This is a genomic window from Streptococcus anginosus, assembly GCF_001697145.1.
GTDB classification, from domain to species: Bacteria; Bacillota; Bacilli; order Lactobacillales; family Streptococcaceae; genus Streptococcus; species Streptococcus hominis.
Genome location: NZ_CP012719.1, coordinates 1,969,578 through 1,994,808, shown reverse-complemented (window position 1 = coordinate 1,994,808; position 25,231 = coordinate 1,969,578). Strand labels below are relative to the sequence as shown.

The window sequence follows — 25,231 nt, the reverse complement described above, 5'->3', positions numbered from 1 at the left end:
CGGCTTTTTAACTATAACAATTTTTTCTTACGTATCTTATTGTAAATTATAAATAACGCGATTCCAGATAAAAATGCTATACTACCTTCTTTAAGACCATTTGGGATAAATGTCAGTTTTATTTTTCCAGCGCCTTTTTTGACATCAATTTTCATAAAGCCATTTTGTGCTCTTGAAATTTTAATTGATTTTCCGTTTTGTGTGGCAGTCCAACCTTTATCATAAGGAATTGTGAAGAATAAAGAACTATCTCGTTGAGCTTGATAATGTGCTGTTATTGTATTATGTTTTGTTGTCACAGATACTTTTTGTCGTTGAATCTTGTTTATCGCTTGTTGAAAATGACTGGTGTCAAGCTTATAAAATTCAGGACTATCAAATGAAACTTTTGAATTATCTGGGAAAGATATTTTAACGGTTATGATTTGTTTTTGCTTAAAATAACCAAGATTAAAAAATGGAAAGACATTGTTGGTACCATAATGCATTTTTTGATTGTTATTTACAGTTATGTCAACTGATTTTTGGTTATCATTTGAGAAAGTTAAGTTTGGCAGAGTTAAATAAACTTGACTATTTGCTGGAACTTCTAAAGTGTAAGTGATGCTGGCAAAAGAGTCATAACTTTCTTTATCTACTTCTGCAGCTATTCTATTTCCAACTTTCTTAACATTATGATTACTTGTAGGAGGTAATCTGTGATAGTATTTTAAATTTAATCCAGAAAGCTGATTGAGAAAACGAGTTTGATTATCTAATGTTAAGTGATTAAACTTTACATCTCTGTAAATTGAATTTGTTAAAAATGCTAGTGAATTAGCATTTTTATTTTCATAAAGTGTTAAATTATCTTTCGTTTTAATGGAAGTAAAACCATATTTTTGAGGATTGTTTGTTGAAATATTATATTTTACACCCAATAAGCTATCCATAAGGATACTATTGTTTTGGTAACGTAAATTTAAATTAGTTCCAGATGACTTAAAACCTAATTTATCAAGAATAGAACTAGCTGCAGTATTGCGGACAGAAGAAAATTGTGAGATACCATTATAATTGTATTTCATACTGTCATTTCCAGTTTGAATAGCTAATTTTTCAGTTCTAAAGAAATTGGAATTTTTCTTTTTACTGTAGTTGACGAGTAAATCAATAGCTGTTAAATCTTGTTCATAAGCATTTCTACTTGCAAAGACCCATTCTTTTGCAATTCCTTCCATTTGATAAAAACTATTTAAACTTAGTTCAAAGCAAACAAATAATAAAGTAGAAATAGTAAATATTTTAACAGAAATATATTTTTTCGTATAAGTCCAAGAAATTAAAAGATAAGCAATCAAAAACTCTAATGTTAAGATGAAATTAACAGAACCTAAAAATTTGTAATGATTCTTAAAAATAAAAGCAGCAATAAAACCAAGTCCTAAGATAGAAAAACTGGCTAGAATGTTTGTCAATTTAATCTCTTTTAGACGCTCCAAGCTTTCAGCAGATAAGAAAATAATGACAATAGAAAAAGTCCAAGAGTAACGATGTAGGAACATATTTGGTGTGTGCATACCTTGCCAAAGCAGATCCAAAGGCTGTAAGTAAAAACTAGCTACTAAGAATATAATTAAAATAACATAGGAAAGTTTCACGTGAAACTTAATAGACTTTAAAGTGAAGAAGAGAATTGCTAGTAATAATGGAACAAGCCCAACATAAATCATCGGAATAGATCCATATTTAGTTGTGTCAAAAGCTCCAATAAAGTTTTTGGCAAAGATATCCAAATACCAACTTTTTTCAGTCAGTAAGGTTGTTACTTTTGTTAATTTCTCACCATGCGTTTTTAAATCTAGAAAAGTTGGTAGAATCATAATGAGACTAGTTATCCCAGCTGAAATTGACACAACGGTAAAGTCTATGAAAGATTTAATCCTAATTTTAAAATCCCATGAAGTTTGAACAAAGAACCACAATACAAGAAAGATTGCCATCATATACCCAAAATAATAATTTTGAATAAAAAGAATTGACAAAGCTGTAAAGTAAAGAACACGTTTTTTTTGAGTAATCAACTGGTGTAAACCAAGTAAAATAAGTGGAATAATAATGAAGATATCTAGCCAAGTTTTTATTTCAAGTTGACTAACTGCAAAACTCATTAGAGCGTAGGAAGTTGACAGTATTAATATAAGATAAGGAGAAATTTTTTTAAAGATACCTTTAATACTGATGAAACAAGTTAATCCCATCAAACCAAACTTTATCAAAGTAAATAAGTATACTTCATCTGGCATATTTTTTAGATTGAAAAAATAAACTAAAGGTGATAAAAAACTCCCTAGATAATAGCTAGATAAGGCATAAAAGTTCAAACCGAGTCCACTTGTAAACGTATAAAAGATGTTATCTGTACCATGCAAAATATTCCTTAAAGTGACATCAAAAATAACATATTGATGAAATCCGTCTCCTAATAGCGGAGAAGTGTCACTTTTCCAATAGATTCCATTTATAAGGTAAGTTATAAACAGAATCAAAAATGGAATAAAAAAGGCTATCAAATAATAATTTTTGAAGAGTTTTTTGATTTTTTTCATAAGCTATCGTAAAATACTAAAATTTAAGGAACTGAATCTTTCATCAGCTCCTATTTTTTGAAAAGTCTAATCTTTCCAAAGACTATTGACTTTTTCTTGTACTTCTTGATTTTCTAAAAATTCATCATAGGTTTCGTCAATACGATCAATGACACCATTTTTAGAAAGAACAATAATGTGATTAGCAAGTGTCTGGATAAATTCATGATCGTGGCTAGCAAAAATAATAGATTCTTTAAAGTTTTTCAGACCGTCATTTAGGCTAGAAATAGATTCTAAGTCTAAGTGATTGGTTGGATCATCTAGTACTAAAACGTTTGATTTGAGCAACATGAGCTTTGACAGCATGACACGAACCTTTTCACCACCTGACAAGACGTTGACAGACTTGTTAACCTCATCACCAGAGAAAAGCATGCGACCTAGAAATCCTCGAAGGAAGGTGTTGTCATCTTCTTCTTTACTTGCAAATTGACGGAGCCAGTCAAGAATAGATTCACCGCTGGCAAAATCTTTGCTATTGTCTTTTGGTAAATAAGATTGACTAGTTGTAATACCCCACTTGACAGTTCCTTCATAGTCAATATCTCCCATAATAGCTCGAATCAAAGCGGTTGTTTGAATGTCATTTTGTCCAATCAAAGCTGTCTTGTCACCCGGACGCAAGATAAAGCTGATGTTGTCAAGGATGACTTCGCCGTCAATCTTGACAGAAAGGTTTTCGACTGTCAAGAGGTCATTTCCGATTTCGCGTTCGGCTTTGAAGTTAATAAATGGATATTTACGGCTTGATGGGACAATTTCTTCCAGCTCAATTTTGTCAAGCATTTTTTTACGAGAAGTTGCTTGCTTAGATTTTGAAGCATTAGCAGAGAAGCGAGCAACAAATTCTTGCAGTTGCTTGATTTTTTCTTCAGCTTTAGCATTACGATCTGCTAAGAGTTTAGCAGCTAACTCACTAGATTCTTTCCAGAAATCATAGTTACCAACATAGAGTTTGATTTTGCCAAAGTCTAAATCAGCCATGTGTGTACATACTTTATTGAGGAAGTGACGGTCGTGGGATACAACGATAACGGTATTTTCAAAATCAACTAAAAAATCTTCTAACCAAGAGATAGATTGAATGTCAAGACCGTTGGTCGGTTCGTCTAGCAGCAGAATATCTGGTTGACCAAATAGAGCTTTTGCAAGGAGTACTTTTACTTTATCTCCATTGGATAATTCACTCATATTTTGATAGTGAAGATTTTCTGGGATATTCAAGTTCTGGAGGAGTTGAGAGGCTTCACTTTCAGCCTCCCAACCACCTAACTCAGCAAATTCACCTTCTAATTCAGCTGCTCGGACACCGTCTTTATCAGAAAAATCAGGTTTCATGTAAATGGCATCTTTTTCTTTCATAATGTTATAAAGATGCTCATTTCCCATGATAACTACATCAATCACTCGTTCTTCTTCATAATCAAAGTGATTTTGCCGAAGGACTGAGAGACGTTCGTCTGGTCCGAGTGAGATATTTCCAGTCGTTGGTTCGATATCTCCAGCTAGGATTTTTAAAAAAGTTGATTTTCCTGCACCATTAGCACCAATTAAACCATAAGTATTTCCTTTTGTAAATTTGATATTCACATCATCAAATAATTTTCGATCACTAAAGCGTAGTGAGACATCTGATACTGTAAGCAATATTTTTCTCCTAATTCTGTAATCTGTAATTAGTTTCATTTTACTAGAAAATTTGACTTTTTTCAAATGATTCGGGGATAAAATATGACATTTTAGAATATTGATAAGTAAGAGAAATTTCAAAAATTTATAATGAATTTAGAATATTTTTAGGAGGAGAAAATGAAAATTTTATTGGTAAATGGTTATCAAAAACATGATTTTTGTAAAGGAGAATTAAATTTTAGTTTGTATAATATTATGTTGGATAAATTACGTCACAATCATGATGTGCAATTATCGTCAGTTGAGAACTATAATGTAATAGACGAGAGAAATAAGTTTTTGTGGGCAGATTTGATTATTTTTCAATTTCCTATTTATTGGTTTAATGTACCTGGGAAGTTGAAATTATATATGGATGAAGTCTTTGAATATGGTCAATTTTATTCATTTGCAGATACTTATGGACAAGGTGGTTTAATGAAAAATAAAGAATATATCTTATCCACAACTTGGAATGCACCAGAAGAAGTTTTTAATAATCCGGCTGCATTTTTTGATGGAAAAAATGTAGATGATGTTTTGATTTCATTCCATAAAACCATGGAATTTTGTGGTTTAAAGAAAAGAAAAACACTATCTTTTCATAATGTTGTGAAAAATCCTCAATTTAAATTTTATAAACAGACAATAGAAGATTATTTTTTAAAAGAGTTGTAAATAGTGTAAAGGGGGCGTAAAGTGTTAGTTGTTTTTAATTTTAAAAATCAGATGTCAATCAAGCAACAATTAGAATTGTTAGAGAAGTTCAATCAACCAATAAGCAAGCAACATCAATTGATTATTGCTCCTATCATACCGGATTATAATGTATATCATTTTGACATTGCAGTTCAAAATTTGTCAATTAAAGGAAGAAATGTAGGTGATTTATCGCCTCAACATTTAAAACATTATAATATAAATTATGCTTTTGTAGGTCATTTAGAAAGGCAAAAGTATTTAAATGAAACAACAAGAATGATTCGCTCAAAGATTGACAATGCTTTACAGAAAGATATTATTCCTATTATTTGTGTAGGAAATCATGAAAATCCTATTTTTGAATGCGCAACATATTTAGATGATCTAGATCTTCAGGATAAACATATTATTGTAGCTTACGAAATATTGAGTGCAACATTAAAAGGAAAAAAAGATTATTCCTTTATAGATGTTGAAGAAAGTTTTCAAGATTTAAAAGATTATTTGGATAATTTAAGTGTAAAGTTTGGGTTTACATATCAGTTGATTTTTGGTGGTGGTGTAAACTGTGAAGATATTGAACAGATTTTAAATATTGGATTTGATGGGATTCTTATTGGAGATAGAATTGAAAGTTTGGTTGAAACCTACCAATACTTACTAAAAGATACTCTTGTATTGATGTAGAAAGACAAGGAGAAGAAAAAATGAAATCAATTTTAGTAACAGGTGGAGCTGGATATATTGGCTCTCATACTGTAAAGGCACTTTTAGATGCTGATTATGATGTGCATGTTTTGGATAATCTAGCATCAGGTGTCAGGGATGCGGTGGATGTAAGAGCGCACTTTAAAGAACTGGATGTTTATGATGAGCTGGCATTAAAAGATTATTTACAATCTCATAAAATTGATGCTGTATTGCACTGTGCAGGGGAAATCGTTGTTAGTGAAAGTATTGAAAATCCTAGTAAATATTTTGCAGCAAATGTAGCTGGTATGAATCGTGTGTTAAAAGTATTATCAGAAGTAGGAATTGATAAAATTATATTTTCTTCTACAGCTTCAGTTTATGGCAATAATTGTATGGATAAACCTGCAAATGAAGATACGCTATTAAATCCAGTAAATCCTTATGCAGAGACAAAACTGATGGGAGAACGCATGATTTATTGGATGGCCAACCGCTATAGTTGGAAATATGTCATTTTTCGTTATTTTAATGTTGCTGGTGCTGCTATGGATACTTCAAATGGTTTGAGGGTTAAAAATCCGACACATATTATCCCTAATATTAATAAAACGGCTCTTGGACAAAATGATGCTTTAAAAATTTATGGCGATGATTATGAAACGCGAGATGGCTCATGCATTCGTGATTATATTCATGTTTTAGATTTAGCGCAGGCACATGTAAAGGGATTTGACTATTTGTTTACATATTCGTCAACTTCACAGATTTTCAATTTAGGAACAGAACAAGGTTATACTGTCAAGGAAATATACAATACTGCAGAGCAAATTTTACAGCAAAAAATTCCTCATGAAATTGTGGCACGTCGTTCTGGTGATCCAGCAAGTGTGTTAGCAAATGCTTCTAAAGCAAAAGAATTTTTAAATTGGCAAGCAACTTATTCTTTGAAAGATATTATATTATCTGATTATAAATGGCGTGTGAAAGCTGGTAATTCAATTGTCAAATAATTTTAAGAAGTGTAGAAATAGTTTCTACACATTTTTCTTGAAAATGGTATAATATTATCAAGAAAATTCAAGGAGAATGTGATGTCAAAACCTATTATTTTAACAGGAGATCGTCCAACAGGAAAATTACATATTGGTCATTATGTAGGAAGTTTGCGAAATCGTGTTTTATTACAAGATGAAGGAAAATATGAATTATTTGTATTTTTAGCTGATCAGCAAGCCTTGACAGATCATGCTAAGGATCCTAAGACAATTGTAGAGTCAATTGGAAATGTAGCATTAGACTATTTAGCTGCTGGATTAGATCCTGAAAAGACAACCCTTTTTATTCAAAGTCAAATTCCTGAGTTGTCAGAGTTGTCAATGTATTATATGAATTTGGTGTCATTAGCGCGTTTGGAACGTAACCCAACTGTCAAGTCAGAAATTGCCCAAAAAGGATTCGGTGAAAGTATTCCAACTGGTTTTTTAGTTTATCCAATTGCACAAGCAGCAGATATTACTGCTTTTAAAGCGAATTATGTTCCAGTAGGAAATGATCAGAAACCAATGATTGAACAAACTCGTGAAATTGTACGTTCTTTTAACCATACTTATAATTGTGATGTCTTGGTAGAGCCTGAGGGCATTTATCCTCAAAATGAAGCAGCAGGACGTTTGCCGGGGCTTGACGGGAATGCAAAAATGTCTAAATCTTTAAATAATGGCATCTATTTATCTGATGATATGGATACTTTACAAAAGAAAGTGATGAGCATGTATACTGATCCTGACCATATCAAGATTGAAGATCCTGGTAAAATAGAAGGCAATATGGTTTTCCATTATTTAGATGTGTTTGGTCGTCCAGAAGATGCGCGAAAAATTACAGCCATGAAGGAACACTATCAACGAGGTGGACTGGGAGATGTGAAAACAAAACGCTATTTATTGGAAATTTTAGAGCGTGAGTTAGGACCGATTCGTGAACGTCGTGTTGAATTTTCAAAAGATATGGGAGCAGTCTACACTATGCTACAAAAAGGTAGCGAAAAAGCACGTCAAGTAGCTAGTCAGACTCTTTCTGATGTAAAATCTGCTATGGGAATTAATTATTTCAAATAAATTAAGAAAGACTGTCACTAAAAGTGATGGTTTTTTAGATAATAGTGATTGACAAATACAGATAGAATGGTATCATATTAACAATAAATACGAGCTGTGCTCAATCAATAAAGAAAAGAGGAATTGTGGATGTCTAACTGGGACACTAAATTTTTGAAAAAAGGTTTTACTTTTGATGATGTATTACTCATTCCTGCAGAGAGTCATATTTTGCCAAATGATGCGAATTTACAAACAAAATTGGCTAAAAATTTGACACTCAATATTCCAATTATCACCGCAGCAATGGATACTGTTACAGAAAGTAAAATGGCCATTGCTATTGCTCGTGCTGGAGGTCTTGGTGTTATTCACAAAAATATGTCTATTGAGCAACAAGCAGATGAAGTTCGGAAAGTTAAACGATCAGAAAATGGGGTTATCATTGATCCATTCTTCTTGACTCCGATTCATACGGTATCAGATGCAGAAGAATTGATGGAACGTTATCGTATCAGTGGTGTTCCTGTTGTTGAAACGCTTGAAAATCGCAAATTAGTTGGGATTATTACAAATCGTGATATGCGATTTATTACGGATTATAATCAACCTATCTCAGCGCATATGACGAGTAAAAATCTTGTGACAGCTCCTGTTGGAACAGATCTTGAAACGGCAGAGCGGATACTTCATGAGCATCGCATTGAAAAATTACCATTGGTTGATGACTACGGTCGTTTATCTGGTCTGATTACAATTAAAGATATTGAAAAAGTAATTGAATTTCCAAATGCAGCTAAAGATGAATATGGTCGTCTTTTGGTTGCTGGTGCAGTAGGAGTTACTTCTGATACATTTGAGCGTGCAGAAGCTTTATTTGAAGCAGGTGCAGATGCTATTGTCATTGATACAGCACATGGACATTCAGCGGGAGTACTTCGGAAGATTGCTGAGATTCGTGAACATTTTCCAGAACGAACGTTGATTGCAGGGAATATTGCTACAGCAGAAGGTGCCCGTGCATTATATGATGCCGGAGTTGATGTTGTAAAAGTCGGGATTGGTCCAGGTTCAATTTGTACCACTCGTGTTATTGCTGGAGTTGGTGTACCTCAAGTGACGGCAATTTATGATGCTGCACAAGTTGCGCGTGAATACGGGAAAACAATTATTGCAGATGGTGGGATTCAGTATTCAGGAGATATCGTGAAAGCACTTGCTGCAGGAGGAAATGCAGTGATGCTTGGTTCAATGTTTGCTGGTACAGATGAGGCACCAGGTGAAACAGAAATTTTCCAAGGCCGTAAGTTTAAAACATATCGTGGGATGGGGTCCATTGCTGCTATGAAGAAAGGGTCCAGCGATCGTTATTTCCAGGGTTCTGTCAATGAGGCGAACAAGCTAGTTCCAGAAGGAATTGAAGGTCGTGTAGCTTATAAAGGTGCAGCAGCAGATATCGTTTTCCAAATGATTGGAGGAGTTCGTTCTGGTATGGGATATTGTGGAGCAGCCAATCTCCAAGAACTACATGACAAAGCTCAATTTATTGAAATGAGTGGAGCTGGTTTGAAAGAAAGCCACCCTCATGATGTTCAAATTACGAATGAAGCTCCAAACTATTCTGTACAATGAGATTTATTATAAAAGCTCTGCAGTAGATAATGCAGAGCTTTTATAATTAACACACTTTACAAACATGTAAAGCGTGTTAATATCTAGTTTACACCTTATCTTCAGTTAAATGTCCTTCATGAATTGAGAAAATTTTAATATTAGAAGGCACGTTTTGTAGATGTTCTAGAGTTGTTGTTGTCATAAATGTTTGGATATTTTGAGAAATAGTTTCAAGTAAATTAAGTTGACGACTATTGTCAAGTTCACTCATAACATCGTCAAGTAGAAGAATTGGTTTTTCTTTAGTAACAGTTTCCATGAGCTCAATTTCTGCCAGTTTGAGAGATAAAACCACACTTCGATGTTGTCCTTGACTACCAAAATTGGCATTCATGTCATTGATACAAAAAGCAATATCATCTCGATGGGGACCAACTCCAGTATTTTTTTTAAATAAATCTCTACTACGGCTTTGCTTTAATGCAATTTGGAAGGATTCTTTTAACTTATTGGAATCTGAAAGTGGAACAGAAGAGCAGTACTTAATGGTTAAGTTTTCTAAATGACTTGAGAGTTCCAAATGTTTTTGTTGACCAAAGTGCTCTAATTTTTTGAGAAATTCTATCCGATGCTGCATAACACGACAACCAAATTCCACTAGTTGATCATCTAAAACTGCTAAAAAAGTCTCATCTATTGTTTTTGCTGTTTTTAAATAAGTATTTCTTTGTTTTAAAACATGGTGGTAATGTGATAAATCAGATAAATAGATTGGCTTAATTTGCCCCAATTCTATATCAATAAATTTTCGTCTAAGGGCTGGAGCTCCTTTAATCAACTGTAAATCTTCTGGAGCAAATAAAATAACATTCATATTTCCAACATAATCAGATAGTTTGCTTTGTTTTAGATGATTAACCTTTGTAATTCTTCCTTTAGGTGTCAAGTCAATCTCTAAAGAGATTTTCCCCGTTTGCTTGACAAGTTGTCCAGATATTTTTAGGGTGTCTTTGGAGAAATAAATTAAATCTTTGTCTGAACGAGTTCGATGACTTCGTGTCAATGCAAGAAAATAGATGGCTTCCAAGATATTTGTTTTTCCTTGAGCATTTTGGCCTAGAAAAATATTGAGACCAGAATGAAAATCTATTTCAGTTGCTTCATAATTACGAAAATGTTGAATTTGTAACTTTTTTAACCACATATTAAATACCTGGGAAGCGGATAGGAGTCTTTTTATCCGATTTATTGGTTCTCAGACTTGTTGTCGATTTACTTTTTTTGATATTTTTGTTCATTTCTTTTACAAGGGTGGCAACTCGTCTTTTTTCTAAAAGCTCTTTTTCATGCTCCCCCCTTTCCTCTTCATTTGGTGCAGTCAGCAGTATTTCTAATTTTTGATTTGGGAGAGTAATAGTATCGCCAATGCGAATTTTCTTTCCGCGGCGAGTTTCGAGCTCTCCATTAAAATAAACTTGATTTTCTTGAAGAAAACTTTTAATAGCACCACCACTTTGAATGATTCCGACTTCTTTTAATAAAGCTTGTAGGGTGATGTAGTCATCAAATAATTTATATTTCATAATTCACCTCGATCTTTGTCATTATATCATAATTAGATGAAAAGATGATATTAGAATTATCACAATCACACCATTAAGAAAACGTTTTAAGTTGAAAGAATAAAGCTTGAAGGAGAAATTAGGAGTCGTTTCGTGATATAATAGAAGTCAATATTAAAAGAACATGAGGGACACTATGGAGCTGGTTTCTGGAGTAGATCTCCATTTTATAACATCCAAAAAATTTAAAACGAATCGAATAAAAATGAGGTTTTCAGCTCCGATGTCTACGGATACGATAGCGGGGCGCGTGCTGGTTGCAAGTATGCTTGAAACAGCTAATGAAATCTATCCAACTTCGCAGATTTTTCGTGAACGATTAGCAACTCTTTATGGTGCCAACTTTTCAACGGGATTATCACGCAGAGGACTAATACATTACGTGGATTTAAATATCTCTTTTGTTAGCGATGCATTTTTAAGTCGAAAAAATACACTAACAGGAGAGATACTTGATTTTTTAAAGGATAGCTTGTTAAAACCTTTAGCGAATGAAGGAGCTTTTAATCAGGCTGTTTTTGAAATTGAAAAAAAGAATGTACTCAATGATTTAAAAGCTGAAATTGAAGATCATTTTTATCACGCGCATCAAGAGCTGAATAAATTATTTTATACAGAAAAGGAAATGAAAACTCCTCGTTTAGCTACGCCAGACTTAGTTGACAAGGAAACACCAGAAAGTAGTTTTGCTATTTTTCAAAAAATGCTTCAAAATGATAAAATTGACATCTTTTTTATGGGTGATTTTAATGAGATTGAAGTCTGTGAACATATTAAAACCTTTGGTTTACAGCCGCGTCAACTTAGTTTGCAACTGCATTATCATCAAAAATTTTCGAATGTTTTAAAAGAATCATTGGAGCGAAAAGATGCTCATCAATCTATTGTTGAATTAGGATATCATTTTTCTGCTCAATATGGTGATAAGACTCATATCCCTCTTATTGTATTGAACGGACTTTTAGGTGGCTTTGCTCATTCAAAATTATTTGTTAATGTTCGGGAAAAAGAGGGTCTAGCTTATACAATTTCAAGTAGTATTGATATTTTTTCGGGTATGATGCGTATTTATGCTGGAATTGATAGGAAAAATCGAACAAAAACAGTGAGTTTAATTTATCGACAAATTGCAGATTTAAAAAACGGACATTTTACTGATGAGGCGTTAAATCAGACCAAAAAAATGCTACGAAATACGATGCTCCTTTCTTTAGATAGGCAAAATACGTTGATAGAACAAGCTTATATGGCATCTGTTTTGCAGAAAATATTTATGCCAATTGCTGTTTGGCTAAATGCTTTAGAAGCAGTCAGCCGAGAAGATATCATTGTTGCTGCAACACAACTCAGGCTACAAGCGATTTATTTTATGGAAGGAAAATAATGCAAACTTTAAAAATGGAGAGGAAGGATTATCCAGCAGTTGGAGAAGCAGTCTATCAGACTACTTTACGAAATGGTCTAAAAGTATTTCTTTTACCCAAACGAGATTTCAATGAAACTTATGGGATTATGACAGCAAATTTTGGCTCAATTGATACTTCTTTTATTCCGCGTGGTTCTAATCAAGCTGTTCAATACCCTGCAGGAGTTGCACATTTTTTGGAACATAAATTATTTGAGGATGAAAATGGTCAAGATCTTTTACAACAATTTGTTGAATTAGGTGCTGAGAGCAATGCCTTTACAAGTTTTACTAAGACCAGTTATCTTTTTTCGGCGACGGACAATGTTTTAGAAAATGTGAGATTGTTGCAAAGTTTACTAGAAAATGCTTATTTCACAGAAGAATCTGTTCAACGTGAACAGGGAATTATCCAGCAAGAAATTGATATGTACAAAGACAATCCAGATTATTACCTGTTTTTTCACACTTTAGCAAATCTTTATCCAGACACTCCATTGGCAGAAGATATTGCAGGAAGCGTTGAATCAATTGCAGAAATAACTGTTGAGGATTTGGATGAAAACTTTGAAACCTTTTACCATCCATCTAATATGAGTTTACTGCTGATTGGTAATTTTGACTTAGAAAAGACCATTGCTGTTATTCAGGAACAACACGAATCTTTGAAGGGGATTGATGAAGCAAGTTTGATTAGACGTTTTCCCCTTGCGTTAAATCCTGTTATTTCTACTGGGAGTGTTCGAATGGAAGTGGCAAGTTCTAAACTAGCAATCGGGTTACGTGGAAATCAATCGTTAGCGGAAGTTGATTTATTTCGTTATAAAATTGGTTTAAAACTGCTATTTGCAATGATGTTTGGCTGGACATCTAAAAGATTTCAAGAGCTTTACGAAGTTGGAAAAATAGACAACTCTCTATCGTTAGAAGTTGAGGTAGAAAAAGATTTTCACTTTGTGATGTTGACAATGGATACTAGTGAACCAGTTACTCTATCTCACCAATTTCGTTCTGCGATTCGTAATTTTGAAAAAGACCCTGATGTAACAGAAGAGCATCTTGATATTATAAAAAGTGAAATGTTTGGTGATTTTTTACATGGACTGAACTCATTAGAATATATTGCCACTCAATACGAAACCTTTTCAGAAGGGGATAATCTATTTGATTTACCAAAATTATTACAGACAATTAGTTTAGTTGATGTGATTGAAATAGGACATCATTTTATTGATTCTTGTGAAATGATTGATTTTACTATTTTTCCAAAATAATTTCATGTTTTGATGAAATTTGGTAAAATAGTGTTTAATAGAAAGAAGGCTAGTGTGTATGAGAAAGAAAACAATCGGTGAAGTCCTGAGGTTAGCTCGTATTAATCAAGGAATGAGCTTGGAAGATTTACAAAAGAAAACAGATATTCAGTTAGAGCTACTGGAAGCTATGGAAGCTGATGATTTTGATCGTCTTCCCAGTCCCTTCTATGCTCGTTCTTTTCTAAGAAAATATGCTTGGGCTGTTGATTTAGATGAGCGAATTATTCTTGATGCTTATGAAGAAGGAAACATGATTACTTATGATGAAGTGGATGTTGATGAGGAAGAGAATTTTAGAAGTCGAAGAACAAAAAAACAACAAACTTCTTTTTTACCATTATTTTATCTGACGATTCTTGCATTAGCTATTTTATCTTTTGTTAGTTATTATGTTTGGACATACGTTCACCATAACTCATTAACAACCACTCCTTCATCAAGTTATAGTGTTGTAAACAAACAGACAACTACTTCTTCTAGTTCGACTAGTGAGGCAACTTCTAGTGAATCTTCTGGCAGTTCAAATACAAATTTGACTGTATCAGGAAATGGTAACAACTTGACAGCAACCTTGACAGGTGCAACCACCTCTGTCAATTTAAAACTATCAGTTACTGATGCAACTAGTTGGGTAAGTGTTACAGGTACAGACTTAGAAGGTGGGGCAACATTAAGTCCTGAGAATCAAAGTGTGTCAACTACAATCTCTCCAGGGACCACTTCAACAATTACTCTTGGTGTAGTTCAAGGTGTGACCATTACAATTGATAATCAACAGATTGATACGTCAGGCTTGACAAGTTTGACAGGTACAATTACACTTATAATAAACAATTAAGGAAAAGAAAATGAAAAAAGAAAATATTCCTAATGCTTTAACTTTGTTACGGATTGCTTTAATTCCAATTTTTATTTTAGTACTATCCTTGGGTCACTCTGTTGGAATGCATGTCTTTGCAGCGATTATTTTTGCAGTAGCCAGCATTACAGATTATTTGGATGGATATTTGGCTCGTAAATGGAAGGTTGTAACAAATTTTGGGAAATTTGCTGATCCGATGGCAGATAAGTTATTGGTCATGTCAGCTTTTATTATGTTGATTGAAATGAATATAGCACCTGCTTGGGTTGTTGCAGTTATCATCTGTCGTGAGTTAGCTGTGACAGGTTTGCGGCTATTGTTGGTTGAAACTGGAGGGACAGTCTTAGCTGCTGCTATGCCAGGGAAAATAAAAACATTTACGCAGATGTTTTCCATTATTTTTCTGTTATTGCACTGGACACTGCTAGGACAAGTTTTGCTATATATTGCATTGATTTTTACGATTTATTCGGGTTATGACTACTTCAAAGGAAGTGCCTATCTTTTTAAAGATACATTTAGATAATATGAAAAATATCATTGAAGTTCAGCATTTAAAGTATAAATACGATCATCATGCAGATGATTATATTCTCAAGGATGTGACGTTTCACGTGAAACAAGGAGAGTGGCTGTCTATTGTGGGGCATAATGGCAGTGGCAAGTCTACGACGATTCGTTTAATAGATGGCTTGTTGGAGGCAGAAAGTGGCGAGATTATCATTGATGGAGATAAATTAACTCTTGAAAATGTATGGGAAAAGCGCCAGCATATTGGGATGGTTTTTCAAAATCCAGATAATCAATTTGTGGGGGCGACTGTTGAGGATGATGTTGCCTTTGGTTTGGAAAATCAAGGAATGGATTACCAAATAATGTTTGACAGAGTTCAAGAAGCATTAGACATTGTTGGAATGCAAGATTTTAAAGAGCGTGAACCTGCAAGACTTTCAGGTGGGCAAAAGCAGCGTGTGGCTATTGCTGGTGTGGTTGCTTTGCGTCCTGACATCATTATTTTAGATGAAGCAACTAGTATGTTGGATCCGGAAGGGCGTTTAGAGTTGATCCAGACAGTTAAAAAGATTAAAGATCGACATGGAATGACTGTTATTTCTATCACGCATGATTTGGATGAGGTGGCTCTTAGTGACCGAGTTTTGGTGATGAAGGAAGGTCAGGTGGAATCAACCAGCACACCAAGTGAGCTTTTCTCACGAGTGGATTTAGAAGATTTAGGTTTAGATGAACCTTTTACAAATCAAGTAAAAGCAACTTTGCTGAATTCAGGCTTTCAATTGCCAGAGCGCTATTTAACAGAAAAAGAATTGCAGGATTATTTATGGGAATCACTTTAGAAAATGTAAGTTATACTTATCAAGCAGGCACTCCCTTTGAGGGTCCTGCCCTTTTTGAAGTCAATTTAGAAATAAAAGATGGCTCATATACTGCTTTGGTTGGTCATACAGGTAGTGGAAAATCAACTATTTTACAATTGCTGAATGGGCTTTTAGTCCCAACTGAAGGAAGTGTTGTGATTGATGATGTCAAAATTACTTCCACATCTGTAAACAAAGATATTAAACAAGTACGTAGAAAAGTAGGCCTAGTTTTTCAGTTTGCTGAAAGTCAGATTTTTGATGAGACCGTTTTAAAAGATGTTGCTTTTGGTCCACAAAATTTTGGAATATCAAAGGAAGACGCTGAACGTGTAGCACGTGAAAAATTAACTCTTGTCGGAATTTCAGAAGAATTATTTGAACGAAGCCCGTTTGAACTGTCTGGGGGACAAATGCGTCGAGTAGCCATAGCTGGTATCCTAGCCATGGAGCCAGATATTCTTGTATTGGATGAGCCAACAGCAGGCTTAGATCCTGCTGGACGAAAAGAATTGATGAGTTTATTTAAACGATTACATGAAGCAGGAATGACCATTGTTTTGGTAACGCATTTGATGGATGATGTTGCTAATTTTGCAGATACGGTTTATGTGATGGAAAAAGGAAGATTAGTCAAAAGCGGAGAGCCTCGGCAAGTTTTTCAAGATGTAGCATTTATGGAAAGTATTCAACTAGGAGTCCCTAAAATTACAAAATTTGTACAAGAATTAAAAAATAGAGGGTTAACTCTTCCGTATTTACCTATCACCATAGAAGAATTTAAGGAGTTACTACATGGATAGTATGATTTTGGGGCGATATGTTTCTGGAAATTCAATCATTCATCGATTAGATCCTCGCAGCAAACTTTTGTCAATGTTTCTCTTTATTTTAATTATCTTTTTGGCAAATAATATTGTAACAAATGGACTATTATTCGTCTTTACAATATTATTAGTTGGACTTTCCAAGATTCCTTTAGGCTTTTTCCTTAAAGGATTAAGATCTATGGTCTTTTTGATTGCTTTTACTACTTTGTTTCAACTACTTTTTACATCTGGTGGCACGACTTTATTTCAATTTGGCTTTATTAGAATTACTGAAGTAGGTCTGGCTCAGGCGGGTATCATTTTTAGTCGTTTTCTTTTAATTATTATATTCTCTACCTTATTGACTTTAACAACAATGCCACTTAGTTTGGCAGACGCAGTTGAATCATTATTGCAGCCTTTAGTATCATTAAAGGTACCCGTTCATGAAATAGGGTTGATGTTATCAATGAGTTTACGTTTCGTTCCTACTTTGATGGATGATACGACACGGATTATGAATGCTCAAAGGGCGCGTGGGGTTGATTTTGGTGAAGGAAATATTGTTCAAAAAGTAAAATCAATTATTCCGATTTTAATTCCGTTATTTGCTTCTAGCTTTAAACGTGCGGATGCTTTGGCAACTGCTATGGAAGCGAGAGGTTATCAAGGTGGTGTAGGAAGAAGTCGTTATCGTCAATTGAGGTGGAAAAAAGCAGATACCCTTTCTATTTTTATCATGTTTGCTTTAGGTTTGATGTTATTTTTCTTAAAAAGTTAAAAAACTTATATTATTGTTAGCTAAAAAACGCCTTGAAGGGCGTTTTTTGCGTATAAAATCAATATTTCTGTAATCTTTGTAATACAATTATAAGATTAAAGTAATATTTTATGTGTAATATAGTATTATACGAAAAAAGGAGAAATTGATATATACATGAATACAAAATCAATGAAATGGACTTTATCAGGACTTTTTACGGCAGTTGCTTTTTTTGCAACGGGAGCTATTGCAAGTGCTGAATCTTATACTGTTAAATCAGGTGACACTTTATCAGAAATCGCTAAAGAAAAAAACACATCAGTTGAAAAAATTGTTGAGCTCAATAAAATTGAAAATCCTGACTTGATTAAAGTTGGGCAAATTTTAGAACTTGATGAAGAGAAAAATTCAGAAGTTTCAACAGAAACTACAACAGAAGAAGCTGTAACTTATGAAGATGTGACATATAACGCACCTGCTGCTTCCACTACCTATTCGCAACCGGCTGCAAACACTTCTTCAAATGTTGTTCTTCCTAATGGAAATACTGCTGGTGCTACGGGATCTTATGCAGCTGCTCGTATGGCAGAATTGACAGGTGTCCCAGCATCAACTTGGGAACATATCATTGCTCGTGAGTCAAACGGACAAGTAAATGCTTATAACCCATCAGGAGCTAGTGGTCTTTTCCAAACTATGCCAGGTTGGGGGTCAACAGCAACAGTAGATGATCAGATTCAATCTGCTTACCGTGCTTATAATGCTCAAGGTCTTTCAGCTTGGAACTATTAAGCAAAATTTTATGATAAATGAGTAAACAAAAAGACGAATCATTGAGTAAAAAATGATTCGTCTTTTTCTATGAGTGATTGGCTTAGTAAACATAGTTGTTTGTTTTAGAATCTTTGATTGTATATTGTAAAGATGGTTTACAATTCATGTAAAGTATTATTTACCAAAGCTGTTAAAATTTTCTGAGGCGAATCTGAGATAAAATCTGCCCCATTGTCAGTTAATTCTTTCTTGTTTCCAAATCCCCACAGAACTCCTAAAGTAGCAATTCCGACTGATTTTCCACCAATCATATCAAATTTTGTATCCCCAACAATAATAGATTGCTTAAGATTAGCATGAGAATTATTTAAAGCACGAGTTATAACATCTGCTTTATGATAAGAATTTGGAAGAGAGCCGAAGATACCATTAAAATGTTTATCAATTTCTAGGTATTGTGCCATTTTATGGGCCATTGGTTCATTTTTACTAGTGGTAATATAGACATGGTAATCCGAATGTTCTAATTCTAACAACAGTTCTTTTATACCCTTGTAAAGTTGAGCTTCAAAAACACCGTTATTTTTATAGTATTCTCTAAAGAAAGCAATAGCTTGATTGACGTTGGTCTCTGGCACTACAGAAGCGAAACTAACTTCTAAAGGTGGTCCAATGAAAGTATCCAGCTCTTTGCTATCAGGGGCTTTGATATTTAGTGAAGTAAATGCGTGCTGGAAAGCATTCTTGATTCCTACAGAACTGTCAACAAGTGTTCCATCTAAATCGAAAAAAATATATTTAAAATTTTGCATAGTCTAAATTCATGTTTACAGAGTTGTAAACTTTTTCCTTTTTTGGAGAAAGTTACTCTCCAAAAATTTCTTTGGACAATCTACGACCAGTAGGTGTAGCTGCCAATCCACCTTCAGCAGTCTCACGGAAGGCAGTTGGCATACTTGCTCCAACTTGATACATAGCGTCAACTACTTCGTCAACGGGAATTTTTGATTCAATACCTGCTAAAGCCATATCAGCGGCAATGAAAGCGTAGCTAGCTCCCATAGCATTTCGTTTGACACAGGGAACTTCTACTAATCCTGCAACGGGGTCACAGATTAATCCAAGCATATTCTTAATCACAAAACAAATCGCCTGGCTGGCTTGAAATGGGGTACCACCTGCTGCCAAAACAAGTGCTGCTGAACTCATGGCTGAGGCTGATCCAACTTCTGCTTGACAGCCCCCTTCAGCTCCTGAAATAGAAGCATTATTAGCGATGACTAGACCGAAAGCTCCAGCTGTTAATAAAAAGTCTAGTTGTTGTTTTTCAGTAAGATTTAATTTTTCGATAGCAGATGTAAGGACAGCGGGTAAACAACCAGCACTTCCTGCTGTTGGTGTTGCACAGACCAACCCCATTTTAGCATTGTATTCATTGACAGCAATAGCATTTTTAGCTGCCGTCAAGACAGTATAGTCCGAAAGAGTTTTTCCTGATTGAATATATTTGTGGAGTTTGGCTGCATCGCCACCTGTTAAACCACTCCGAGATTTACTTTCATCTAATCCCATAACGACAGAAGCTTTCATAACTTCTAGATTTCTAGTCATCAAGCGTAAGACTTCATCTCGTTCACGACCTGTCAGTTCGTATTCAGTAGCAATCATAAGTTCGGCAACGCTACCCTGAAAGTCTAAATCTGCTTGCTCCACTAATTCTTTGATTGAATAAAACATAAACTCTCCTATTTAAAGAAATTGACATTATGAAGTTTAGGAATTTTCTTGATTTCCTCAATAGCTCCATCACAGCTGCGACTGTCAACTTCAATGATCATAATTGCTTTTTCACCTGCTTTTTCTCTTGTGACATTCATCTGTGCGATATTGATGTTATAACGAGAAAGTGCTTCAGTAACATGAGCAATCATTCCAGGTACGTCCTGGTGAACGATAATGATTGTTGGAGTGTTCATGCTGAGTGAAATAGAAAAACCATTTAATTCAGTTACCTGAATATTTCCACCACCAATAGAAATACCAGTAACACTAATCGTTTTGTGGTCGTTTTTTACGGTGATTTTAGCTGTATTTGGGTGTGGAGCATTGCTATCTTTTTGAATAGTCCAGACAATTTTAATCCCTCTTTTATGAGCAATTTCTAGGCTATTTGGAATATCAGAGTCATCTGTATCCATTCCGAGAATCCCAGCTACAAGAGCCAGGTCTGTACCATGTCCCCGATAAGTTTTCGCAAAAGAATTAAATAGTTGGAATTCAACTTCTGTTGGTTCGTCATCAAAGATAGACGAGACAATTTTTCCGATACGAACAGCTCCTGCAGTATGACTACTAGATGGACCAATCATAACAGGTCCAATAATATCAAAAACAGATTGAAATTTTAGTGAGTTCATTGTAATTCCTTATAAGTTCATTAGCTTCATTATATCAAAATTCAGTATTTTTTGTTTGATAAAATAGATGTGATATAAATTCTAGACCATCTTTAAGGTCACTTTTCTTATAGTAACCTTAAAGCAAAGAAATATAGGGTGAATTTTAGTCTCTCTTCAATTTGCCTGTAATATTTTTAATGAAAGGTAAAAACAATAGTAATAATTAAGGTATATGATAGTTCTATCACAGAAAAGGAGAATTTAAATGATTTTGAATTTAAAGAATACAAATAAAAAAATGAAAGTAGGTTTAATGAGCTTAGCAGCAACAGCGCTGTTCTTTCTTCCTACACTTGCAAACGCGGATAGTTATACAGTGAAATCTGGAGATACACTTTCAGCTATTGCTGCATCACATCATACAACAGTTGATAAAATTGCTCAGAAGAATAAAATTAGCAATATTCATCTGATTAGTGTTGGGCAGGTATTGGAGTTAGATGACACCACTACAAGCACTGCAACTGCGGAGTCAAGTAATTCGGCAACTACCACATCTGGTCTGAGTGCTGAAGATGCAGCTGCAAAAGAATGGATTGCGCAAAAAGAATCAAGTGGCAGTTACACAGCCCAAAATGGACAATATTATGGTCGTTACCAATTGAGTTTATCTTACTTAAATGGTGATTTGTCAGCAGAAAATCAAGAAAAAGTAGCTGATGCTTATGTAGCAAGTCGTTATGGTTCTTGGTCAGCTGCAAAGACTTTCTGGTTAGCAAATGGCTGGTATTGATGAATACAAAAAATGATTGAGGTTGGGACAAGATGTCTCAACCTTTTTGTGATGAAAGCAAGGTTTTAATATAGTAGTTTACGACTAAAAGCACCATTTTCAGACTGTAGATAGAGGCTGAAAGTTGCTCATTAGATTCGCCCTTTTGATAGAATCTCTATTGTTTCATTCACTGATTTAATAGTTTATCCACTGAATTTTTAGTTTACAGTAGTGTAAAGTTATTGATGTCTGGTTATTGAAATTTGTTCTTAAGGTTATTTCGTGTTATAATAAACCTTGCTCTAAGCGACCTTCAATCGTTGAAAGCAAAACACGACCTTCAATCGTGAAATAACGAAAAGATGGGAGAACACTATGAGTGATCATTCTAAAACACGTGTCGTTGTCGGAATGAGTGGCGGTGTGGATTCGTCAGTTACGGCTCTTTTGTTAAAGGAGCAGGGCTATGACGTGATCGGCATTTTCATGAAAAATTGGGACGACACTGACGAAAATGGGGTCTGTACGGCTACAGAGGACTATAAAGACGTAGCAGCTGTGGCAGACCAAATTGGCATTCCCTATTATTCTGTCAACTTTGAAAAAGAGTATTGGGATCGCGTTTTTGAATATTTCTTAGCTGAATATCGAGCTGGTAGAACCCCGAATCCAGATGTCATGTGCAACAAAGAAATTAAGTTCAAAGCTTTTTTGGACTATGCTATGACATTGGGAGCGGATTATGTGGCAACAGGTCACTATGCGCGTGCAAAGCGCGATGAAGACGGAATTGTTCATATGCTGCGAGGAGTGGATAATGGCAAAGATCAGACTTATTTCCTTAGTCAGTTATCACAAGAGCAGCTGCAAAAAACGATGTTCCCTTTGGGACATTTAGAAAAGTCTGAAGTTCGAGCTATTGCAGAGAAAGCAGGATTAGCTACTGCTAAGAAAAAAGATTCAACTGGCATCTGCTTTATTGGTGAGAAAAACTTTAAAGAATTCCTAGGAAACTATTTACCGGCTCAACCTGGTCGCATGATGACAGTTGATGGTCGAGATATGGGTGAACATGCTGGTTTAATGTATTATACAATTGGTCAGCGTGGTGGCCTTGGCATTGGTGGTCAGCATGGCGGGGATAATGAACCTTGGTTTGTAGTGGGTAAGGATCTCAGTCAAAATATTCTTTATGTTGGTCAAGGTTTTTACCATGACAACTTGATGTCAACGAGTCTTGACGCTAGTCAAGTACATTTTACAAGAGAAATACCAGCTGAGTTTACTATGGAATGTACAGCTAAGTTTCGTTATCGTCAGCCAGATTCTAAGGTTACAGTAACTGTAAAGGGTGACAAGGCAATTGTCAACTTTGCAGAACCTCAACGTGCTATTACACCTGGACAAGCCGTTGTATTTTATGATGAAGAAGAGTGTCTTGGTGGTGGCTTGATTGACAATGCCTATAAAGATGGTAAACTTCAACAGTATATTTAGATTGACATTTTTTAGCAATCTGCTAAAATGGATATAGCAATAACTATGATGGTCAAAGCTCATGGATGTTGCAGGCTTTTTGTCCTGCACTTCTAGAGGTTTGACTTTTTTGGTGAAAAAATAAGGAAAGAAAAGATGACACACAATTTTACTGAAAGTTATGATATTGTCGTAATTGGCGCAGGGCATGCGGGTGTTGAGGCTTCGTTAGCAGCAAGCCGGATGGGCTGTAAAGTTTTGCTTGCGACAATCAATATTGAAATGCTAGCTTTTATGCCTTGTAATCCGTCTATTGGAGGATCTGCTAAGGGGATCGTTGTACGTGAAGTGGATGCTCTAGGTGGAGAGATGGCTAAGAATATAGATAAAACTTATATTCAAATGAAGATGCTCAATACTGGGAAAGGTCCAGCAGTTCGTGCTCTTCGTGCCCAAGCAGATAAGGAACTTTATTCTAAAGAAATGCGCAAGACGGTTCAACATCAAGAAAATCTCACTTTGCGTCAAACTATTATAGATGAGATTCTAGTTGAGAACGGGAAAGTCGTTGGTGTGAAAACAGCCACGCACCAAGAGTTTGCTGCACAGGCAGTTGTCGTAACAACCGGTACAGCTCTGCGTGGAGAAATTATTATTGGAGATTTGAAGTATTCTTCTGGCCCTAATCATAGTTTAGCTGCAATTAACTTAGCAGACAATTTACGTGATTTAGGGTTTGAAATTGGGCGTTTTAAAACAGGGACTCCACCACGTGTGAAAGCCTCTTCTATCAATTATGAAGAAACGGATATTCAGCCTGGAGACGAAAAAGCGAACCACTTTTCCTATACTTCTCACGATGAGGATTACCTCAAAGATCAGATTCCTTGTTGGCTAACTTATACTAATGGAAGAAGTCATGAAATTATTCAAAACAACCTTTACCGTGCACCAATGTTTTCAGGAATGGTGAAAGGTGTAGGACCACGTTACTGCCCGTCAATTGAAGACAAAATTGTTCGTTTTGCAGATAAAGAGCGTCACCAACTTTTCTTGGAGCCAGAAGGGCGAGATACAGAAGAAGTTTATATTCAGGGGTTGTCAACGAGTTTGCCAGAAGATGTTCAAAAAGATTTAGTGCATTCTATTAAGGGACTTGAAAATGCTGAATTGATGCGAACTGGCTATGCGATTGAATATGATATGATTATGCCACATCAGCTTCGTGCTACTCTAGAAACTAAGAAAATCTCAGGTTTGTTTACAGCTGGGCAAACGAATGGGACGTCTGGTTATGAAGAAGCAGCGGGACAAGGCATTGTTGCAGGAATCAATGCAGCTCTAAAAGTTCAAGGAAAACCGGAACTGATTTTGAAACGCAGTGATGGTTATATTGGGGTCATGATTGATGACTTGGTCACTAAGGGAACGGTAGAGCCGTATCGTCTTTTGACTAGTCGAGCCGAATATCGTCTCATTTTACGTCATGACAATGCGGATATGCGATTGACTGAAATTGGACGTAAAGTAGGATTGGTTGATGATGAGCGCTGGCTGCGTTTTGAAATTAAGAAACATCAATATGAAACTGAAATGAAGCGTTTGAATTCTATTAAATTAAAGCCAATTAAAGAAACGAATGAAATGGTTGAAAAATTAGGCTTTAAACCATTGACAGACGCAGTTACAGCGAAAGAATTTTTGCGTCGTCCAGAAGTTTCGTATGAAGATGTTATCAATTTTATTGGTCCAGCAGCTGAAGTTTTAGATGAAAAGATTATTGAATTGATTGAAACTGAAGTTAAATATGAAGGCTATATTTCTAAAGCATTGGATCAGGTTGAAAAAATGAAGCGCATGGAAGAAAAACGCATTCCAGCAACTATAGATTGGGATGATATTGATTCTATTGCTACAGAAGCTCGTCAGAAGTTTAAGAAAATAAATCCAGAAACTATTGGTCAGGCTAGCCGGATTTCTGGTGTCAATCCTGCAGATATTTCTATTTTGATGGTTTATTTGGAAGGTAAATCACGAAGTATTTCGAAAAACCAGGAAAAAACAAAAAAATAATGATGAAGATACTTGTTCAATAGTATGAACAAGTATCTTTTTCGTGAAAAATGTTTGACAAGTTTGTAAACTATTGAGTTAGTAAAGTTGAGAAAACAGTGACAGAACTTATTTTTCCTTGTAAAGTAGACCAAGTGGTAATAGAAAGATTGATGTCTAACAAGATATTTGGCTT

At 34.9% G+C, this 25,231-nt stretch carries 23 protein-coding genes; 16 read left to right on the top strand and 7 right to left on the bottom strand.

Going from position 1 to position 25,231, the window contains the following annotated elements; all coding sequences use genetic code 11:
- Positions 1-11: 11 nt before the first annotated feature.
- Complete coding sequence (locus tag SanJ4206_RS09765; RefSeq protein ID WP_003027897.1) at positions 12-2,588, bottom strand: YfhO family protein; 2,577 nt, start codon at positions 2,586-2,588, stop codon at positions 12-14.
- A 66-nt stretch (positions 2,589-2,654) separates the two neighbouring features.
- Positions 2,655-4,277, bottom strand: a complete 1,623-nt coding sequence (locus SanJ4206_RS09760; RefSeq protein ID WP_003040594.1) for an ATP-binding cassette domain-containing protein — start codon at positions 4,275-4,277, stop codon at positions 2,655-2,657.
- Positions 4,278-4,439: 162 nt separating this feature from the next.
- Between SanJ4206_RS09760 and SanJ4206_RS09755 the strand changes: the two genes are divergently transcribed.
- The 5 genes from SanJ4206_RS09755 (at position 4,440) to guaB (ending at position 9,424) form a co-directional block, all read left to right on the top strand.
- The gene (locus SanJ4206_RS09755; protein WP_003027895.1) at positions 4,440-4,979 is read left to right on the top strand and encodes an NAD(P)H-dependent oxidoreductase; all 540 of its coding nucleotides are present in this window, start codon (positions 4,440-4,442) and stop codon (positions 4,977-4,979) included.
- A gap of 21 nt (positions 4,980-5,000) precedes the next feature.
- On the top strand, positions 5,001-5,690 hold the full coding sequence (locus tag SanJ4206_RS09750) for a triose-phosphate isomerase (protein ID WP_003027894.1): 690 nt from the start codon (positions 5,001-5,003) through the stop codon (positions 5,688-5,690).
- 20 nt (positions 5,691-5,710) lie between these two features.
- The gene (galE, locus tag SanJ4206_RS09745) at positions 5,711-6,706 is read left to right on the top strand and encodes a UDP-glucose 4-epimerase GalE (protein ID WP_003027892.1); all 996 of its coding nucleotides are present in this window, start codon (positions 5,711-5,713) and stop codon (positions 6,704-6,706) included.
- A gap of 81 nt (positions 6,707-6,787) precedes the next feature.
- Positions 6,788-7,813 carry a tryptophan--tRNA ligase gene (gene trpS / locus SanJ4206_RS09740; protein ID WP_003027891.1) on the top strand — a complete coding sequence of 342 codons (1,026 nt, stop codon included), beginning with the start codon at positions 6,788-6,790 and terminating at the stop codon, positions 7,811-7,813.
- Between the two features lie 129 nt (positions 7,814-7,942).
- The gene (gene guaB / locus SanJ4206_RS09735) at positions 7,943-9,424 is read left to right on the top strand and encodes an IMP dehydrogenase (RefSeq protein WP_003027890.1); all 1,482 of its coding nucleotides are present in this window, start codon (positions 7,943-7,945) and stop codon (positions 9,422-9,424) included.
- Between the two features lie 88 nt (positions 9,425-9,512).
- Here the strand turns inward: guaB and recF are convergent, their stop codons facing one another.
- Complete coding sequence (gene recF, locus SanJ4206_RS09730; protein WP_003027889.1) at positions 9,513-10,610, bottom strand: DNA replication/repair protein RecF; 1,098 nt, start codon at positions 10,608-10,610, stop codon at positions 9,513-9,515.
- A 1-nt stretch (position 10,611) separates the two neighbouring features.
- On the bottom strand, positions 10,612-10,989 hold the full coding sequence (gene yaaA / locus SanJ4206_RS09725; protein ID WP_003027888.1) for a S4 domain-containing protein YaaA: 378 nt from the start codon (positions 10,987-10,989) through the stop codon (positions 10,612-10,614).
- 175 nt (positions 10,990-11,164) lie between these two features.
- Here yaaA and yfmF point away from each other — a divergent pair, with 175 nt between their 5' ends.
- The 8 genes from yfmF to SanJ4206_RS09685 all read left to right on the top strand — a co-directional run bounded on the left by yfmF (position 11,165) and on the right by SanJ4206_RS09685 (position 18,351).
- Positions 11,165-12,412, top strand: a complete 1,248-nt coding sequence (gene yfmF, locus SanJ4206_RS09720) for an EF-P 5-aminopentanol modification-associated protein YfmF (RefSeq protein ID WP_037582553.1) — start codon at positions 11,165-11,167, stop codon at positions 12,410-12,412.
- Complete coding sequence (gene yfmH / locus SanJ4206_RS09715; protein ID WP_003027886.1) at positions 12,412-13,707, top strand: EF-P 5-aminopentanol modification-associated protein YfmH; 1,296 nt, start codon at positions 12,412-12,414, stop codon at positions 13,705-13,707. The genes yfmF and yfmH overlap by 1 nt, the downstream gene beginning before the upstream one ends.
- Before the next feature lie 58 nt (positions 13,708-13,765).
- The gene (gene rodZ, locus SanJ4206_RS09710; RefSeq protein ID WP_003027884.1) at positions 13,766-14,587 is read left to right on the top strand and encodes a cytoskeleton protein RodZ; all 822 of its coding nucleotides are present in this window, start codon (positions 13,766-13,768) and stop codon (positions 14,585-14,587) included.
- 10 nt (positions 14,588-14,597) lie between these two features.
- Positions 14,598-15,137 carry a CDP-diacylglycerol--glycerol-3-phosphate 3-phosphatidyltransferase gene (gene pgsA / locus SanJ4206_RS09705; RefSeq protein WP_003027883.1) on the top strand — a complete coding sequence of 180 codons (540 nt, stop codon included), beginning with the start codon at positions 14,598-14,600 and terminating at the stop codon, positions 15,135-15,137.
- 1 nt (position 15,138) lies between these two features.
- Positions 15,139-15,966 carry an energy-coupling factor ABC transporter ATP-binding protein gene (locus SanJ4206_RS09700; RefSeq protein ID WP_022525260.1) on the top strand — a complete coding sequence of 276 codons (828 nt, stop codon included), beginning with the start codon at positions 15,139-15,141 and terminating at the stop codon, positions 15,964-15,966.
- Positions 15,951-16,790: an energy-coupling factor transporter ATPase gene (locus SanJ4206_RS09695; RefSeq protein WP_003027880.1), complete on the top strand. Its 840-nt coding sequence runs from the start codon at positions 15,951-15,953 to the stop codon at positions 16,788-16,790. The genes SanJ4206_RS09700 and SanJ4206_RS09695 overlap by 16 nt, the downstream gene beginning before the upstream one ends.
- The gene (locus SanJ4206_RS09690; protein ID WP_003027879.1) at positions 16,783-17,577 is read left to right on the top strand and encodes an energy-coupling factor transporter transmembrane component T family protein; all 795 of its coding nucleotides are present in this window, start codon (positions 16,783-16,785) and stop codon (positions 17,575-17,577) included. Before SanJ4206_RS09695 ends, SanJ4206_RS09690 begins: the two co-directional genes overlap by 8 nt.
- Before the next feature lie 156 nt (positions 17,578-17,733).
- Positions 17,734-18,351 carry a LysM peptidoglycan-binding domain-containing protein gene (locus SanJ4206_RS09685; protein WP_003027878.1) on the top strand — a complete coding sequence of 206 codons (618 nt, stop codon included), beginning with the start codon at positions 17,734-17,736 and terminating at the stop codon, positions 18,349-18,351.
- Between the two features lie 137 nt (positions 18,352-18,488).
- Here the strand turns inward: SanJ4206_RS09685 and SanJ4206_RS09680 are convergent, their stop codons facing one another.
- From SanJ4206_RS09680 to sdaAB, 3 genes are read right to left on the bottom strand one after another with little or no spacing between them, the layout of a single operon-like run.
- Complete coding sequence (locus tag SanJ4206_RS09680; protein WP_003027877.1) at positions 18,489-19,145, bottom strand: HAD hydrolase-like protein; 657 nt, start codon at positions 19,143-19,145, stop codon at positions 18,489-18,491.
- Positions 19,146-19,197: 52 nt separating this feature from the next.
- A complete protein-coding gene (sdaAA, locus tag SanJ4206_RS09675) occupies positions 19,198-20,070 on the bottom strand; it encodes an L-serine ammonia-lyase, iron-sulfur-dependent, subunit alpha (RefSeq protein ID WP_003027876.1) in 873 nt (290 codons plus the stop codon).
- Between the two features lie 8 nt (positions 20,071-20,078).
- Entirely contained in the window at positions 20,079-20,750 is a 672-nt protein-coding gene (sdaAB, locus tag SanJ4206_RS09670; protein ID WP_003027875.1) for an L-serine ammonia-lyase, iron-sulfur-dependent subunit beta, read from the bottom strand.
- 247 nt (positions 20,751-20,997) lie between these two features.
- Between sdaAB and apf the strand changes: the two genes are divergently transcribed.
- The 3 genes from apf to mnmG all read left to right on the top strand — a co-directional run bounded on the left by apf (position 20,998) and on the right by mnmG (position 25,056).
- Positions 20,998-21,525, top strand: a complete 528-nt coding sequence (gene apf / locus SanJ4206_RS09665; protein ID WP_003027874.1) for an aggregation-promoting factor — start codon at positions 20,998-21,000, stop codon at positions 21,523-21,525.
- A gap of 333 nt (positions 21,526-21,858) precedes the next feature.
- Positions 21,859-23,004 (top strand): tRNA 2-thiouridine(34) synthase MnmA, encoded by a 1,146-nt coding sequence (gene mnmA / locus SanJ4206_RS09660; RefSeq protein ID WP_255261428.1) that lies wholly within the window; start codon positions 21,859-21,861, stop codon positions 23,002-23,004.
- A 135-nt stretch (positions 23,005-23,139) separates the two neighbouring features.
- Positions 23,140-25,056, top strand: a complete 1,917-nt coding sequence (gene mnmG / locus SanJ4206_RS09655) for a tRNA uridine-5-carboxymethylaminomethyl(34) synthesis enzyme MnmG (RefSeq protein ID WP_037613094.1) — start codon at positions 23,140-23,142, stop codon at positions 25,054-25,056.
- The last annotated feature ends 175 nt before the right edge of the window (positions 25,057-25,231 follow it).

Coding starts and splice junctions, on each gene's coding strand:
- yaaA (WP_003027888.1), bottom strand. CDS start 10,989: ATGAAATATAAATTATTTGATGACTACATCACCCTACAAGCTTTATTA.
- SanJ4206_RS09690 (WP_003027879.1), top strand. CDS start 16,783: ATGGATAGTATGATTTTGGGGCGATATGTTTCTGGAAATTCAATCATT.
- SanJ4206_RS09680 (WP_003027877.1), bottom strand. CDS start 19,145: ATGCAAAATTTTAAATATATTTTTTTCGATTTAGATGGAACACTTGTT.
- yfmF (WP_037582553.1), top strand. CDS start 11,165: ATGGAGCTGGTTTCTGGAGTAGATCTCCATTTTATAACATCCAAAAAA.
- recF (WP_003027889.1), bottom strand. CDS start 10,610: ATGTGGTTAAAAAAGTTACAAATTCAACATTTTCGTAATTATGAAGCA.
- trpS (WP_003027891.1), top strand. CDS start 6,788: ATGTCAAAACCTATTATTTTAACAGGAGATCGTCCAACAGGAAAATTA.
- galE (WP_003027892.1), top strand. CDS start 5,711: ATGAAATCAATTTTAGTAACAGGTGGAGCTGGATATATTGGCTCTCAT.
- SanJ4206_RS09700 (WP_022525260.1), top strand. CDS start 15,139: ATGAAAAATATCATTGAAGTTCAGCATTTAAAGTATAAATACGATCAT.
- rodZ (WP_003027884.1), top strand. CDS start 13,766: ATGAGAAAGAAAACAATCGGTGAAGTCCTGAGGTTAGCTCGTATTAAT.
- apf (WP_003027874.1), top strand. CDS start 20,998: ATGATTTTGAATTTAAAGAATACAAATAAAAAAATGAAAGTAGGTTTA.
- SanJ4206_RS09685 (WP_003027878.1), top strand. CDS start 17,734: ATGAATACAAAATCAATGAAATGGACTTTATCAGGACTTTTTACGGCA.
- pgsA (WP_003027883.1), top strand. CDS start 14,598: ATGAAAAAAGAAAATATTCCTAATGCTTTAACTTTGTTACGGATTGCT.
- SanJ4206_RS09755 (WP_003027895.1), top strand. CDS start 4,440: ATGAAAATTTTATTGGTAAATGGTTATCAAAAACATGATTTTTGTAAA.
- sdaAB (WP_003027875.1), bottom strand. CDS start 20,750: ATGAACTCACTAAAATTTCAATCTGTTTTTGATATTATTGGACCTGTT.
- sdaAA (WP_003027876.1), bottom strand. CDS start 20,070: ATGTTTTATTCAATCAAAGAATTAGTGGAGCAAGCAGATTTAGACTTT.
- yfmH (WP_003027886.1), top strand. CDS start 12,412: ATGCAAACTTTAAAAATGGAGAGGAAGGATTATCCAGCAGTTGGAGAA.
- SanJ4206_RS09695 (WP_003027880.1), top strand. CDS start 15,951: ATGGGAATCACTTTAGAAAATGTAAGTTATACTTATCAAGCAGGCACT.
- mnmG (WP_037613094.1), top strand. CDS start 23,140: ATGACACACAATTTTACTGAAAGTTATGATATTGTCGTAATTGGCGCA.
- guaB (WP_003027890.1), top strand. CDS start 7,943: ATGTCTAACTGGGACACTAAATTTTTGAAAAAAGGTTTTACTTTTGAT.
- SanJ4206_RS09765 (WP_003027897.1), bottom strand. CDS start 2,588: ATGAAAAAAATCAAAAAACTCTTCAAAAATTATTATTTGATAGCCTTT.